The 14,260-nt window shown below is 45.8% G+C and carries 15 protein-coding genes, 1 tRNA gene and 1 pseudogene; 7 read left to right on the top strand and 10 right to left on the bottom strand.

What is annotated here, in order from left to right:
- Positions 1 to 70 precede the first annotated feature (70 nt).
- Both rhuM and EYB58_RS04100 read right to left on the bottom strand, forming a co-directional pair.
- Positions 71 to 1,072 (bottom strand): RhuM family protein, encoded by a 1,002-nt coding sequence (gene rhuM, locus EYB58_RS04105; protein ID WP_111953568.1) that lies wholly within the window; start codon positions 1,070 to 1,072, stop codon positions 71 to 73.
- Positions 1,073 to 1,089: 17 nt separating this feature from the next.
- A complete protein-coding gene (locus tag EYB58_RS04100; protein ID WP_111953570.1) occupies positions 1,090 to 2,253 on the bottom strand; it encodes a tyrosine-type recombinase/integrase in 1,164 nt (387 codons plus the stop codon).
- Positions 2,254 to 2,393: 140 nt separating this feature from the next.
- On the opposite strand from EYB58_RS04100, the gene EYB58_RS23070 reads away from it, so the two are divergent.
- Positions 2,394 to 2,472, top strand: a tRNA-Glu gene (locus EYB58_RS23070).
- A 539-nt stretch (positions 2,473 to 3,011) separates the two neighbouring features.
- A complete protein-coding gene (locus EYB58_RS04095) occupies positions 3,012 to 3,515 on the top strand; it encodes a ferritin-like domain-containing protein (protein ID WP_111953572.1) in 504 nt (167 codons plus the stop codon).
- 179 nt (positions 3,516 to 3,694) lie between these two features.
- Here EYB58_RS04095 and EYB58_RS04090 read toward each other — a convergent pair whose 3' ends face one another.
- On the bottom strand, positions 3,695 to 3,907 hold the full coding sequence (locus EYB58_RS04090; RefSeq protein WP_131072004.1) for a hypothetical protein: 213 nt from the start codon (positions 3,905 to 3,907) through the stop codon (positions 3,695 to 3,697).
- A 62-nt stretch (positions 3,908 to 3,969) separates the two neighbouring features.
- Positions 3,970 to 4,215 (bottom strand): hypothetical protein, encoded by a 246-nt coding sequence (locus EYB58_RS04085; RefSeq protein ID WP_207309189.1) that lies wholly within the window; start codon positions 4,213 to 4,215, stop codon positions 3,970 to 3,972.
- Here EYB58_RS04085 and EYB58_RS04080 point away from each other — a divergent pair.
- Positions 4,192 to 4,503: pseudogene (locus EYB58_RS04080) on the top strand (transposase); the annotation flags it as partial. The gene EYB58_RS04085 and the pseudogene EYB58_RS04080 sit on opposite strands and share 24 nt — an antisense overlap.
- A gap of 391 nt (positions 4,504 to 4,894) precedes the next feature.
- On the opposite strand, the gene EYB58_RS04075 reads toward EYB58_RS04080, so the two are convergent.
- Both EYB58_RS04075 and EYB58_RS04070 read right to left on the bottom strand, forming a co-directional pair.
- Positions 4,895 to 5,899, bottom strand: a complete 1,005-nt coding sequence (locus EYB58_RS04075; RefSeq protein WP_111953576.1) for a hypothetical protein — start codon at positions 5,897 to 5,899, stop codon at positions 4,895 to 4,897.
- Positions 5,900 to 6,025: 126 nt separating this feature from the next.
- The gene (locus EYB58_RS04070; RefSeq protein ID WP_111953578.1) at positions 6,026 to 6,919 is read right to left on the bottom strand and encodes a DUF4338 domain-containing protein; all 894 of its coding nucleotides are present in this window, start codon (positions 6,917 to 6,919) and stop codon (positions 6,026 to 6,028) included.
- A gap of 420 nt (positions 6,920 to 7,339) precedes the next feature.
- Here EYB58_RS04070 and trpB point away from each other — a divergent pair, with 420 nt between their 5' ends.
- Positions 7,340 to 8,575 carry a tryptophan synthase subunit beta gene (gene trpB / locus EYB58_RS04065; protein ID WP_111953580.1) on the top strand — a complete coding sequence of 412 codons (1,236 nt, stop codon included), beginning with the start codon at positions 7,340 to 7,342 and terminating at the stop codon, positions 8,573 to 8,575.
- A 136-nt stretch (positions 8,576 to 8,711) separates the two neighbouring features.
- Here the strand turns inward: trpB and EYB58_RS23065 are convergent, their stop codons facing one another.
- A complete protein-coding gene (locus EYB58_RS23065) occupies positions 8,712 to 8,852 on the bottom strand; it encodes a hypothetical protein (protein ID WP_163354353.1) in 141 nt (46 codons plus the stop codon).
- A 231-nt stretch (positions 8,853 to 9,083) separates the two neighbouring features.
- Between EYB58_RS23065 and EYB58_RS04060 the strand changes: the two genes are divergently transcribed.
- The 3 genes from EYB58_RS04060 to EYB58_RS04050 all read left to right on the top strand — a co-directional run bounded on the left by EYB58_RS04060 (position 9,084) and on the right by EYB58_RS04050 (position 10,823).
- Entirely contained in the window at positions 9,084 to 9,857 is a 774-nt protein-coding gene (locus EYB58_RS04060) for a SagB/ThcOx family dehydrogenase (protein ID WP_111953582.1), read from the top strand.
- A 45-nt stretch (positions 9,858 to 9,902) separates the two neighbouring features.
- Positions 9,903 to 10,271, top strand: coding sequence for a translation initiation factor Sui1 (locus EYB58_RS04055; RefSeq protein ID WP_111953584.1), 369 nt, complete (start codon positions 9,903 to 9,905; stop codon positions 10,269 to 10,271).
- Positions 10,272 to 10,361: 90 nt separating this feature from the next.
- A complete protein-coding gene (locus tag EYB58_RS04050; protein ID WP_111953586.1) occupies positions 10,362 to 10,823 on the top strand; it encodes a YaiI/YqxD family protein in 462 nt (153 codons plus the stop codon).
- 92 nt (positions 10,824 to 10,915) lie between these two features.
- On the opposite strand, the gene nadA is transcribed toward EYB58_RS04050, so the two are convergent.
- The 3 genes from nadA to EYB58_RS04035 all read right to left on the bottom strand — a co-directional run bounded on the left by nadA (position 10,916) and on the right by EYB58_RS04035 (position 14,190).
- Positions 10,916 to 11,830, bottom strand: a complete 915-nt coding sequence (nadA, locus tag EYB58_RS04045) for a quinolinate synthase NadA (protein WP_111953588.1) — start codon at positions 11,828 to 11,830, stop codon at positions 10,916 to 10,918.
- A complete protein-coding gene (locus EYB58_RS04040; protein WP_111953590.1) occupies positions 11,830 to 12,495 on the bottom strand; it encodes a LolA family protein in 666 nt (221 codons plus the stop codon). Before EYB58_RS04040 ends, nadA begins: the two co-directional genes overlap by 1 nt.
- A 105-nt stretch (positions 12,496 to 12,600) precedes the next feature.
- A complete protein-coding gene (locus EYB58_RS04035; protein WP_111953592.1) occupies positions 12,601 to 14,190 on the bottom strand; it encodes a class I adenylate-forming enzyme family protein in 1,590 nt (529 codons plus the stop codon).
- Between the last annotated feature and the right edge of the window lie 70 nt (positions 14,191 to 14,260).

Raw genomic sequence — 14,260 nt, 5'->3', positions numbered from 1 at the left:
AGGCGGCCAGGAAACCGCCTGTTCGGAACCGGTGATCAGCCGGACCCTATCCCGGGGAAAACACTAATTGCTATTTTTCGTTCTTTTTCTGGGAGAGCTGTTTGATATCTCTCTCCAATTCTTTTAGGCTTTCTTCACGTTTAAGCTTTTTTCTATCATGGCGATATTTTGCATATTCAATGGCGGCTCTTTCATCGGCCACAACACGACTAATTTTTCCAGCATGGGTAAGCAACTCCCTCCCGTTCAATTGAATTATGGCGTCCAACCGCTGAATCCAGTCTTTCATATACATGGGTGTTTGTTGCTGGGCCATGGTTTCAGAAAAGGCAAGGTATTGTTCCACCAGCAGGCCCAAGAGTTTCATTTCGTCTTCGTCCAGGTAATTCTTGGCAATGCTGACATCCTTTTTTGTGACGGCACCATTGCCCTTCTTATCAAAGGATTGCATGCCCATAAGGGGTAAAGAGGCATCCACACGTCTATAAACCAGCTCGGCGGCTGTTTGCTGACTGATAGCCCAAAGCAGTTTGTTTTGAACCGTTTTAAAAAACAGCACTGTCTTTTCATTCCTGGGATCATAATCAATGCTTGTGGTGTAAATATCTTTGATCTTCTGATAAAAGAATCGCTCTGAGAGGCGGATTTCACGGATACGTTCCTGAAGTTCCGTAAAATAGTTCATGGACGATCCGGTTTTGAATCGTTCATCATTTAGGGTAAACCCTTTGATGATGTATTCTTTTAGGCGTTGAGTTGCCCATATTCGAAATTGTGTGCCCTGCTGAGATCGGACACGATATCCCACGGAAATTATCACATCAAGATTGTAATAGTTTGGAGCTTTTTGCTGAAATTCGGAAATTCCGAATTTCTTTATAACCTGGGCTTCTCCCAGCTCCCCTTCTTTAAAAATATTCTTGATATGTTCATTGATGGTAGATTTTGCTTTGCCAAAGAGGAGCGCCATTTGCTCCTGGGTCAGCCACACGGTTTCATCCTGGAGCCGGACATCTATTTTGACCTTGCCGTCCTGACCTTCATAAATCAATATATTGGAATCGCTTTCCATCAGAGATATATCTCCATTTATTTTTTGTTCTGGATGTTGACAATTTTCTTTTCTTGGGTGCCCTCAGCCTGTTTTTTGAAAATATCATCTATCTGGCCGGCGCCATTCTTTAGGGCATCATCCCGAAGATGGGCATAGCGTTGTGTCATGCTGGGGGATTTATGCGTCATAAGTTTTTGGAGAACATACATGTCAACTTGCCCGGAACTGGCCAGCATTGAGGCGTATGTATGTCTTAAACCGTGCATCGGTCTAAAATCTTTGGGCAAGCCGGCAGCTTCACGGATTCTTTTTCCGATTCGTCCCAAGGTGACTCGTTTCTTGCCATCTTTCCCAAAGAAAACATAAGGGCTTTTAGTTCTGGGAATACTTTCCAAAATCCCCCGGGCCATATCGTTCATCGGGATTTTTTGATCTTTCCCTCCTTTGGGATCACGAATCCAAATAAAACCGGTGTCAAAATTAACATCGTCCCATTTTAGATTGAAAAGCTCTCCCCGTCTCATGCCGGAATACAGGGCCATTTTCATCATGTTCCCCACCGGTGTACACGGGTCTGCCTCAATTGCTGAAAGAAGGTTTGTTAATTGTTCAGGGCTCAGGTCTTCGGTTTTCTCATTGTTGACGGTGGGCTTTTGGATATGGAAAGACACCCCTTCACACAGATTGTTTTTGACACCGTAATTGATAATCCAGGTCAACAAGTTCAGGATATGCTTTACCGTCTGCGGTGATTTCTTTTTGAGAAGTTGGATTCTAATCCGGTCAACATCCAGTTTGACAAGTTCTTTGGGTTCCTTATCACTAAAGACTGATTGGATATATTTCTCGTACCTGCTGGTGTCAATATCCAGCCCTTTGCCAGGTCTCCGGTTGAGGCTGTATTCTCCCCACAGTTTATCTATTGTGTATCGACCGGCTTCAGCAGTTTTCTTTGCCTGTTCGGTGTCACGCTTCTCCTGATTGGTTTGCTGTTCACCGTCAATTCTCTGCGCTCGGATACCTGCTGCTCTGGCCGGGGTCATATCGTCTTGATATTGACGCCCTGCTTTTTCTTCCACTGCTTTCCCGTCTTTTCGATACCGAATGTAATAGATTTTTTCAGGTTTTCCCTGAGCTGATGTCCCTTCAAGGTAAAAAACTCCAGCATATTTTGTTTTGAATCTTTTCTTTGCCGCCATTGATAAGCCTTTTAGAAAAATTTCTTCCCCACACTATTCCCCACATATACGGTAAATATACAGGTATTTTGAAGTAAGTCAAGGGAAAGGGTTTGGTGGGGAGTATATTGAAAATAAAGGAAATAAGTATGATTTTAAATGGTGTGGTAAATATAGGTAAATAGATGAATCCGGCCTCTCACGCCGGAAACTCGGGTTCGATTCCCGGTGGGATCACCACTGACACCAAAGGATTTCAGCAAATCAGCCGAAATCCTTTTTTGCTTTTCCGGTCCGCCTCCGGTCCTCTTAAAATATTTGATTTGCGCAATTATGATTTGTGAAAAAAATGTTGATTTTACTCATACCATCATTTGGCTAATTATAGTATCTGCTAAAATTATTTGTGTGATTTCAGCTTGTTTTAAATTTTTTCCAATAGTTTCAGAAAGATTTAAAAGTTCAACAACCTTTTCAACGATTCTTTACATCACTACATCTTAAAGTTGGCACTCCTCCATCTTTGGGCTCTGGCCCTAGTTTAATAATACTGATTATAACGGATTTGGGGGACTAAGGACTGCGGATTTAACTATTTCCTAAATTGAGACTTTGACTTGCTTGATTGCAGGCATTACACAAAACGGTAGCCTTGAAATGGACTTGTTTATAGTTTTTTTATGCGATTCCCCTAATAAACTTAACCCGGATTTGCAAATTTCACGAGTTTGGTGTAAAAATTTATTATTCTTTACCTATAATCCCAGCAGGAGATTCCCATGAATAAGTCAAATACGTTGAATATTCTGAAAAATGCATTTCTCATGGAGCGCCAAGGAAAAAATCTTTACGAAATCGCCAGGGATAAAGCCGAAGATGAGTCCGTTAAAACCTTCTTCCAGTCCCTTGCGGATGATGAGCAGGACCATATGGACATCCTCGAGAAACAGTTTAAATCCTATATGAGCAGCGGAAAATTTGCAGCAGGCGGGTACGACAATGACGGAGGGACCGAGCCTGCCCAGGACATTCTCAGCACCGCTGTAAAAGCGAACATCAACGCCGCCAGCTTCGAAGCTACCGCCATTACTGCAGCTATCGGGTTTGAACAAAATGCCGTTAAATTATACGCACTCAGGTCGGAAGGGGCCGAAGACCCGGAAGAGAAAAAACTCTACAAATGGCTCTCGTTATGGGAAAAAACCCATCTTCAGCAACTGATCTCAATCCAGGAATCTTTCATGGACCGTATCTGGGAAGACAACAGCTTTTGGCCCATGTGAAAACATACGACCTTCCGGCACGGGCCGGAAGGTCGCAGTTTATATGGTGGAGTTGAGTCGTTTAGGTAGAAAAATGCTGGAAACCATCAATATAATTGATGAATTAAGCAAAAGTGGCATAAAAGGGTTGTGCTGCAAAAAATTTTTCGGGTTAAAGAAGGGCTTTAATTGGATCCTTTTTACATGGCAAGCTCAAACAGATTTTCGATGAATTTGATCTGATTTTTAACATCGCCTTTTTTAACCCCTTCAACCTGTCCCTTTCGAATTGTCACCGGGCACCAGGAATAGAGCCATTTATGGTCATCAAAAATGAGCCACATCAAGATGAGATGGATGCTCTTTTCAGACAGGCGGGTCTTGTCATTGCACATCCCTATCGAGATATCCATTTTGACAAAACCACCCCCTGACGTATCCAAATGATTCAGAAGACAGCAGATCCTCCTGTCTTCTAACTTGCAGATGGCCCAGGTGGAATCAAAACGAAATTGCCAACATGTTTCTTTTCGAGAAACTCACGTTGCACATCCGCGATGCGTTCGAGCGGAAATATCTTCGCTACAAGCGGCCGAATTTTGTTGCGCTCAATGTAAGAAATAAGATTTGAAAAAATGGGTTCGTCCCATGCTGTGTAGCCAATCAAGGTCAAATCCTTCAGATAAAAGGTGCGCATATCCCACGGGTTGAAGTGATCCACGACCTGACCGAGGCAGAAAAAACATATGGTTGTGGCTGCATGAAATCCCGTTGCGGCAAAGAAGAGTCTGAACAGCTTGAGATTATTCCGGCACAGATGAGAGAGATCAGGAACATCCGTTATAAATACGCGTGTAAAAATTGTGAAGGTGTTGACGATGATGGTCCGACAGTATCCATCGCCAGAATGCCGGAACAAATGATTCCCAAAAGCATGGCAACCCCAGGACTTCTGGCTCATATCCTGACAGCCAAATTTGCAGATGCCTTGACCTTCTATCGGCAAGAAAATTGTCGCAGAATAAAGAAAAACAGTTTCACCGAATTGGAGTAGACATTCACAGATCTAATAGGGTGTGGCTCTTTTGTATTTTTAAGTTACCGTCACGTTGGGTTGTTCTTCTTTGTTTCATTTTTCCGCTGAGTTTATTTAATAACCCGCAGTTTTGGCTTTCTTTGCGCTGGCCTTGAGTTTGTAGTGACAGGAACGACACCATCCGTATAATGATCCTGATGATTTCGCTTGTATTCACACTCCTCATGGAACAGCCAGTATTCATCAAAATCATTGCTCGCTCGTAAGGCTCGCAGGCGCAATCCGGCTTCAGCGCCTTAAAGTCCCCATGTGGCAATAGTGATTTCCATACGATCTTTTACAAGATGCCGGCAAGCGCCCTCGATTACCCCGGTAGCGATAGGCAACCCATCGGCAAGATAACGATCGTACCTAAGGTAGGGAGATTTGTTGAGCAGGTAGGTAGCGCATTTATCCACAGGGGCCCGTTTTTTGGGACTGAGTTTCTTCCTGGTTGCATTGCGGTGCATCCCTCCTGCCATGTGGCCTGCCTTTCCCTCAAGTATTTTTTTAGGCGATGCTGGACCCATTTTTCAAGTTCCGGGCCCGATTTAGGATGAAAGGCTCTGCCCGCCTCCCAAAGGTATTCTATGACATGAATGACATCAACAATGATGGTCAGTTCGATGCCTTTGGCTTTGGTGATTTTTTTTAGAATATTGATTTGAGTATTGTTGCCGTCCACCAACCCCACCCAGGTCTTGTCATGTTTGGGACCTCGGTTCTCAGCCTCTGCAAAGGCCTCGACAATGACCTCTTCAGGCGTTTTTCCAAGGCTGCCCCAGACTCGTTCATTTTCTATGGGAGGGCACTTCATCTTATCGATGCGGGATCCACCTTCGGAAAGCAGGTCTTCGGGAGTACGCTCAAAGGGAGACGTGGTGTAAACGGCAGCAACGGTTGCCATGCGTTTGGCGTTCTTTTTCTCTCCCTTGGAAAGTCGCTTACCCTTCTTTTGTCGACGTTTTTCTGCCGCTTTACGGGTTTGTTCCCTGAGATCTTTCTCGTGCAGCACCACGCCTTTCCCGTCAGCGGTGATTGTCAGGATGGATCCCGTACCCGTAGTCTTTTCTTCGGATGCATGGCATTGACGCATCTGAGAAAACGCATCAAAATCACGGGCCGACCGTTTGGCAACTTTTTCGGCCTGGCGCTTAGAGACATGGCCTCCGGTGGTTTTGTCTATGGTTGCCACAACCTCTTCAAAGGAGTTCTTGGCTGCCTCTTCCGCCACCCTATGCTGGAGCTCAAGGGAATAAAGATCAGGAGGAAGATTGAGTTCTCCATCCAGGGGATGAAGACTTCTGCGCCCTTTCTCTGCATATCCCATACGGCTCAAGCTAACCCTTCCGAATACTGTTTCGATTTCGCGCTCCTGGCCCGGACGTTCAGTGCGTCTGATACCGTCTACATCCAGAACGAGTTCACTAATTGTGCCGGGGCTGCATCCATAGCTTTACCTCCCCTCTTTAAGGCGGCGCCGGGCGTTTTTTATAAGCGGATAAACCAGGATGGTTTTCACCGCTTTTCCATGGCGCTTGTTGGCTTTGTCCATTCGCCCTCGCCCGCTGGTCCTGCCCAATTCGATCCAGTTGGCAGCCCGGTAACATCCTCCATGATACAGCTTTTGGTCTACCAGGGTTTCCAGAAGAAGGGGAATAACCCCGTACTGCTCTTCCCAGTCACATCGAAGATGCTCAAGGGATGCGGATAGCATGCTGCTTGCCAGGTTGCGGATTTTGGCCAGTACCAGAAACCGGCTGTTGTTAACCACCTGCTGCAGGGCCTCACCACGCCTTTCATCGTCCCAGCCGATCCATTGATCCCTTGCCTTCATTCGCCAGGCCGGGCTGGAAAATTGAATGCAGCCCACCACTTCACGACTAGGCCTGGTCACATAAACCAGATACTGGATCCTTGCCCCAAAGGGCATAGCATAACCCAGGTAATGGTAACGGCTTAGAAAATCTTTAAAAAGGTCGCGCTGTTTCCGGCTTTGAACACGCTCTAAATCCAGGGGAGCGAATTCCTCCACGCTCCCGGAAAGCCTGCTGTACGGTTCGTTATCAGTTATCTCTTTCTTGCATTTTTGAGGACCGCAATGGCCGGTCTGTCTTTTTTCAGGAAGTTCAAGGATACCTTTGTTTTCCAAACGTTCCAGAAAATCATTACACTCCCGGGCCTTTAATCCGCCTCTGGGCCGCTTCCAGTCCAGGAGTTCACATACTGTGTGAGCCAGCTCATTACGACTGATGCCGCCGCAAATGCCCACAACGTCCCGAATCATTAGCAGCTCGTCCGTTGAAAAGTTTCTTCCGCAGAATCTGTGTTGTTTTATAAGTGTCGGCATGGCCATACTCCTTTCTGTCTATTCTTACATAATGGATATATGGCTACCTGTCCAGCTTTTTTTCGTCTAATCGATGAAAAACTGAACCGGAATGGCACATATCAGTACGGCTGGTCGTTATCTCGGACAATCTCGGTGTTTTTTACTAACTTTGTAGGTCTAAGTGTCTTGAATTATTCGTTTGGTAGTCATATGCAACAGATCCGCACTCAAATTATTGTATAGCCCCTGTGGAAGCAATCATGGCCGGTAGTCCTGTCAGAGACAAACAAAAAAAGAAGGCTCATGTCGCGTTTCGGGGGTCGTGCTCAGTTGGTGCCATATCCCAGACGCTTGATAATCTTTTTATTCTTTGTTATACCGTGCTTGAAAAAAAGGAAGTTCCTATCCTTCCTAACCCTCAGCAATAAAGGGCATACCATGACAAAAAATTACTCCCGTTATCCCAATCAGTACCCCGATTCAACTGGACACTTTGGCGACTATGGCGGCTCCTATATCCCACCGGAACTGCAGGTGGAGATGGATAAAATTACCGACGCATATTTGCATATCTGTAAAACCCATAAATTTATAGAAGAACTTCGTTCTATCCGTAAACACTACCAGGGGCGCCCAACTCCGGTATTTCATGCAGACCGTCTTTCACAGCTCTGTGGTGGCGCTCAAATCTATCTCAAACGTGAAGATCTCAATCATACCGGTGCCCATAAGCTCAACCATTGTATGGGAGAGGCTCTCTTGGCCAAATATCTGGGCAAAAAAAAGCTTATCGCCGAAACAGGTGCAGGTCAGCATGGGGTTGCCATGGCAACAGCTGCTGCCTATTTTGGGATAAAGTGTGAAATCCATATGGGTGAAGTAGATATAGTCAAAGAAGCACCCAATGTAATTCGGATGAAACTGCTTGGTGCCACTGTGGTTCCTGTCTCCTTTGGTCTTAAAACCCTGAAAGAAGCTGTTGATTCAGCTTTTCAGGCCTATTTAAGGGATCCCATCACCTCGATCTACTGTATTGGTTCGGTGGTAGGCCCTCACCCCTTCCCCATGATGGTCAGAGATTTTCAGGCTGTGGTGGGAATCGAGTCCAGAGAACAGTTCCTTGATATGACCGGGGAACTACCGGATGTTGTTTGTGCCTGTGTCGGCGGTGGTTCTAACGCCATGGGTATTTTCTCAGGCTTTATCAACGATCCGGTTAAGCTGGTTGGGGTTGAACCCGGTGGTCGCTCTCTTAACCTTGGTGACCATGCCGCCACAGCAGCCTTTGGCAAGCCTGGAATTATTCATGGCTTTAAATGTTACCTGCTCCAGGACGAGAAAGGCGAGCCAGCTGCAGTCTACTCCATTGCCAGCGGCCTTGATTACCCAGGGGTTGGGCCTGAGCATAGCCTGATGAAAGATGATGGTCGTATCAGCTATGAAATTGCCAATGATATCGAAGCCCTCGATGGTTTCTACACCCTCGGTCGGGTTGAAGGCATTATCCCAGCTCTGGAGAGTGCCCATGCAGTGGCTTATTCTATGAAGCTTGCCAAAGAAATGGGGCATGGTTCCATTCTGGTCAATCTCAGTGGCCGAGGTGATAAGGATCTCGACTTTGTTACAGAAACCTATGGTTTCAACCTTGATGAGGCAAAAAAGAGTCTGCTCTAAGCTGTAAAGAGTCTCGCAATGTAATTTCACTATACTGATTTCGGGTTAGGCGTAGACCATTATTATAGACTGTCCACTATTTTTCTTGCTGCAAAAAAAGAATCCCGATACCTCCCTCTTGGGATTCTTTCTTTTCTTATAATTTTGCTTCAGGTTTCTTTTTTTCTGTCTTCAGTTTGCTGAAAGCTTCCTTTTTTTTTGCTCTTTTCGCAGCAGCAATAGCGATTTCATCAGTAAGGCTAACACCTTCCTCCTTTAGCTGAGTAACTTTCTCCATCAGTGCATCCCAGTTGAAATTCGGGGGGACACGTTACTGATTTTTTAAAATTTTATATGTTCCCCGAATTATCCACCATCCTGAGTTTTTCTCCTCTGGCGAGGTGCTTTATAAATAAATTGGTCTGCCCAAAAATCATTATGTTTAAATATGAAATTAGGAACGGATACTGTAAGCTATGGATAAATCGGTAGGTACATCAGATTAAAACCAATTTTTCCGGAGGAAATCATGAAAGATGATAAGCTCAAAAAGTATCGATACTTTCTCAAAGATAGTATCCGTAAAACAATTGCTTTCCAATTTACCGACCAAAACCAGGGTGTTCCAGTCCCGCCCATTGAAAAATCATACCCTGAGAACGCAACCTTAATAGATCTTCCCGGTCCTGATGAATGGAATGGAATTCCCAAGACAGATCTCACACATGCCATAGGCAACAGAAAAAGCCGCCGGGTCTATCTGAATCAAAGCCTGTCATTGGAAGAACTGGCATACCTGTTGTGGTGTACCCAGGGTGTCAGGGGGAAAAGATTCCAGGGCCATGCATACAGGAATGTACCTTCTGCCGGCTGTCGCCATGCTTTTGAAACCTATCTTGCCATTTTTAAAGTGGATGATATTGAACCCGGCGTTTACAGATATTTACCCCTTTCCCATCAACTCGTATTTGAATTCGAGGATGATCTGCTGTCAGAAAAAATGATCATTGCTTCCCTTAACCAATCTTACCCGGGTAAATCCGCCGTTACGTTCATCTGGTCTGCCATACCGTATAGAATGGAATGGCGGTATGGGGCGGCAGCTCATAAGGTCATTGCGCTGGATGCAGGGCATGTTTGCCAGAATCTCTACCTTGCCTGTGAAACTATTGATGCCGGGACCTGTGCGATCGCAGCTTATGACCAGGAAGAATTGGATGAATTGCTTGGTCTTGATGGTGAAGAGGAATTTTCAATATACCTGGCCCCTGTGGGAAAAGTAAAAAAAACGGTGACCGGATAAAAATTTCCTTTCTGACTCTGGGGACCCAAAAAGGAATACTTAAAATTGAAAAATAGAGATGCTGACAGCAGACTTGTTTATTCCACTGAATCAGGCAGGATATGCCCGTCCTGCGGACAACAGAACGCTAAGTGTATTTGCAAAAAAAAGAAAGCACACCCAAGCCCCAAAGGTGATGGGAAGATCCGTGTGGAAAGATCTACCAAGGGAAGAAAAGGAAAGGGCGTGACCCTCATTAGCGGCCTTCCGCTTGAAAGCGCACCTTTAAAAGAGCTCGCTAAAAAACTAAAACAAATGTGTGGTACTGGCGGTACGGTAAAAAACGGGGTCGTCGAAATTCAAGGCGATCACCGGGACTTGTTGACTGAGCACCTTAGGTCGCTTGGATATACAGCCATAAAGGCCGGAGGGTAGCACCCACTTCGTCATTGAATCGCAAGAATCAGTACACGAAAATTATGAATTTATAAAATAAGATGTCAAATTATCAAAATGGGGTATGAGATGAAAATATGGGTAGATGCCGATGCATGCCCAGCGGTGATTAAAAATATTCTGTTTAAAGCATCCCAGCGCACACGATTGCCATTAACGCTGGTTGCCAATCAATCCATGCACATCCCGCGATTGAAATGGATTAATTTATTACAAGTTGCTCCTGGTTTTGACGTTGCCGACAATGAGATTGTGAAAAGACTTGAAGTTGGAGACCTTGTCATCACAAGCGATATTCCTTTGGCCGCTCAGGTGTTGGAGAAGGGCGGTCATGCGCTCAGTCCCCGTGGTGAATTATATTCTTCAGACAGCATCAAGGGCTGCCTTCACATGAGAGAATTTAAGGAATCCTTGCGGGCCGGTGGTATCGATACAGGTGGCCCGCCGCCATTAACTGCAAAGAATCGCAGTGCGTTTGCAAGCTATCTGGAGAAATTCATATCCCAATATAAAAAGGACAACGGTCAATGATTTCGTATTAAGGACCGTAGATGAAATAACTTGAACGAAATAGCTTGCCTTTTGGTGGCCCACCTACTTTGTTGCAGCAAAGGCCCAATAGGCTATTTGGTATTAATCATTTTTTTAACAGCATCCATGGCTTTGATGCGGATCGTTTCTTCAATAACCACCCGTCCTGACATGTTTTCAAGACAATCCCAAATGTCCTGCAATTGGGTTTTCTTCATGTCTGCGCAGACCAGTTGATCTGATACGGGAAAAAAGGTCTTTTCCGGATATGCCTTTGAAATAGGGTGGAGCAAGCCTATTTCCGTGCCTATGATAAACTGGTCGGCAGAACTTTCACCGACAAACCGGATCATTCCTGACGTGGACTGGATGCTGTCGGCAAGTTCAAGCACCTCTGGGGTGCACTCCGGGTGGGCTACAAACAAGGCTTTGGGGTGGGCGGCTTTCGATGCTTTGACCGCTTCAACACTTAAATCGTTGTGAAAGGGGCAGTATCCATCCCACAAATGAACTTTTTTATCGGTATGGGCCGCTGCATACCGGGCCAGGTTGCGGTCCGGTGTCATGAGGACTTCATCTTCCTTTAAGGCGTTCACCACTTGGACCACGTTGGCGGAGGTGCAGCAGATATCAGAGACTGCCTTGACTGCAGCAGATGAGTTGACATAGGTAATGACAGGAATGCCGCCAAGCTCTTCCTTGCGTTTGAGCAAGGCTTCGGGGGTAACCATATTTGCCATGGGACACCCGGCATCAGGATTGGGCATGAGCACAATTTTGTCCGGGCACAGGATGGCTGCCGTTTCAGCCATAAAGCGCACCCCGCAGCAAACAATAATTTCTGCATCCGTGGCTGCTGCCTTTATGCTCATTTCAAGGGAATCGCCGCACAGATCCGCCACGTCCTGGATTTGGGCAGATTGGTAATTATGGGCCAGAATAATGGCCTTTTTTGCTTTGGCCAAATCCCGGATTTTCTGGTGGGGTGTCGAATGTGTAGTCGTCATCAGTCCATTTCTATAATTTCAGTCCCCGGCGGGGGGGTAAGTTCAAATATCTGTTCGTCAAATGTACTGAACTGGATATTGGTAAATATGAATTTTGTGGTATCTCCGTAAATATTTTCGGTTTCCACGACAGAAATTTCATACCCTGGAAGATCCACTGTGATACGTATTTTTGCAAGCTCCGGCGTTTCCTTTTTAGGCGTCAGCTCAAGTTGTGCAAAATTTTCGCCCGATCTGCCCGGTTCAATGGTGAACTCTTCCCTGATTTTACGAATATCGGCCAGAAATGCGCCACCGGAGCCCGATTGGAAGAATGGGGCGGCATCTCCAATCATCACCTGGTTTTCTTGGGGACGGTAGATCCACAGTTCTTTTCCATTGGTGATGATCTCATGGTTGTCTGAATTTTCATATGCCCATTTCATTTTCCCCGGGTGGCTGAACCACGCCTTGCCTTTGGCAATTTCAGTCACATCCAGAGCGGTCAGACGGGAGGCCTGTTCAAAATCGGCAGTGAAGCTTTTGTTGGCGTATTTTTTTTCAATACCTGAGACAATTTTGGCGGTATCGTTATCAAGGGACTGGGCGGCATTGCAGGGCAAAGCTATCAGCATCATGCAGATAAGGAGCATTGCCCATGTGGTAAAATGTCTGACCAATGTCATTTTATTTCTCTTTTTATATGAAAGTTCCAATAAGTTGTTTAATTACTTTCATGTTTTGGTCTGGGGTAAATATAGGTGCAAATAAACCAGATCAGCCCATGGCTGCTATTTGAGCAGAATTTCCATGGCTTTGCGTTTGTCTTCGGCATAAAGTCTTCGCAGTTTAGGTTTTTCTATTTTACCCGTGGGGTTTCTGGGTACATCACCGAAAAATATTTTTTTCAGTTGCTTGTACCTGGGAAGTTTGCTTTGGAAATCAAGAATATCCTGTTCGCACATCATGGTATTGGGCTTAGGGCTGATAATGCCGGCAGGAATTTCCCCTAAACGCTCGTCAGGCACACCGATCACCGCAATATCTCGGATTTTTTCATGTTTGAGAAAGAAATTTTCAATTTCCACAGGAAAAATATTTTCCCCACCATAGATGATTACGTCCTTTTTGCGGTCCACAAGCCAAATGAACCCGTCCTTGTCGTACCTGGCCATGTCCCCTGTAAACAGCCATCCGTTTTTTATGGTTTTGGCTGTGGCTTCGGGATTTTTGTAATATTCTTTCATCATCCCGGGGCCTTTAACAATAAGTTCACCGGTTTCACCAAAGGGCAGCTGGCTGCCCTGCTTGTCCACAATCCGGGCTTGCCAACCGTATCCGGGACGGCCGATGGGGCCGATTCGGTCCGCGTTTGCCACCCCTAAATGGACACAGCCGGGACCTGAGGATTCGGTCAATCCGTAATTGGTGTCGTAATCCTGGCCCGGGAAATGTTTGCGCCAGTTCTGAATCAGGCTTGGGGGCACGGGCTGGGCTCCGATGTGCATGAGGCGCCACTGGGAAAGGTTGTAGTCGGTGGGCTTGATTCGGCCATCGTCAATGGCAATGAGAATATCATGGGCCCAGGGTACCAGCAGCCACACAATGGTGCATTTTTCTTCGGATATTGCTTCAATGATCCATTCCGACTTGACACCGTTGAGTAGAACGCATTTTCCCCCTACCAGAAAAGAGCCCATCCAGTGCATTTTAGCACCGGTGTGGTAAAGGGGCGGGATGCACAGGAATACGTCATCATGGGTTTGGCTGTGGTGATCATTTTCTACCTCACATGCATGCATCAGCGCCCTGTGGGTGTGCAAAACCGCTTTGGGGGTACCTGTGGTGCCGGAGGTGAAATACAGGGCGGCATTGTCTTCAGGGGTTAGTTCTACATCCGGAGGGGTGAGCCCGTCTGCATCACATATAAATTGGTTGAAAGAACAGGCCCAGTCCGGACAATCATTTTCCGGTCCTGTATATATCCACAATTTCACAAATTGGGATAAATCCTGCCTGCTTTCTTCTATGCGCTCCACAAATTCCGGGCCAAAAATAAAAACCTTGGCTTCTGCTGTTACGGTGCACAAACGGATTTTTTCTGATTCAAACCTGAAATTCAAGGGAACGATCCAAGCCCCGGTATATAGTACCCCGAAATAAATGGGCAGCCATGCCAGGCAATTGGTCATAAGCTGAACCACTGTATCGCCCTTTTTAATGCCTTTTGCGTGCAGGGCATTGGCTGTTTGAACGCTTTGTCGGTAAAAGTCGGACCAGGTGATCTGTGTGCGCTGGCCCGTGGCCGGGATTCGTTCAATTAACGCTTCTTTTTCCGGGTAACGTGCGTTGTTCTGCCGGAGGATATCAGTGATGATCATGTTAAAGTTTTTTTATTCTAATTTTTTATTTAACGCAGTAATCAAGTCAAAATATTTTTTTAAAATGCTA

The sequence above is a fragment of the Desulfobacter hydrogenophilus genome, assembly GCF_004319545.1.
In the GTDB taxonomy this organism is placed as follows: Bacteria; Desulfobacterota; Desulfobacteria; order Desulfobacterales; family Desulfobacteraceae; genus Desulfobacter; species Desulfobacter hydrogenophilus.
The sequence above is the reverse complement of the archived record's forward strand: the minus strand, read 5'-3'. Positions and strand labels throughout refer to the sequence as shown.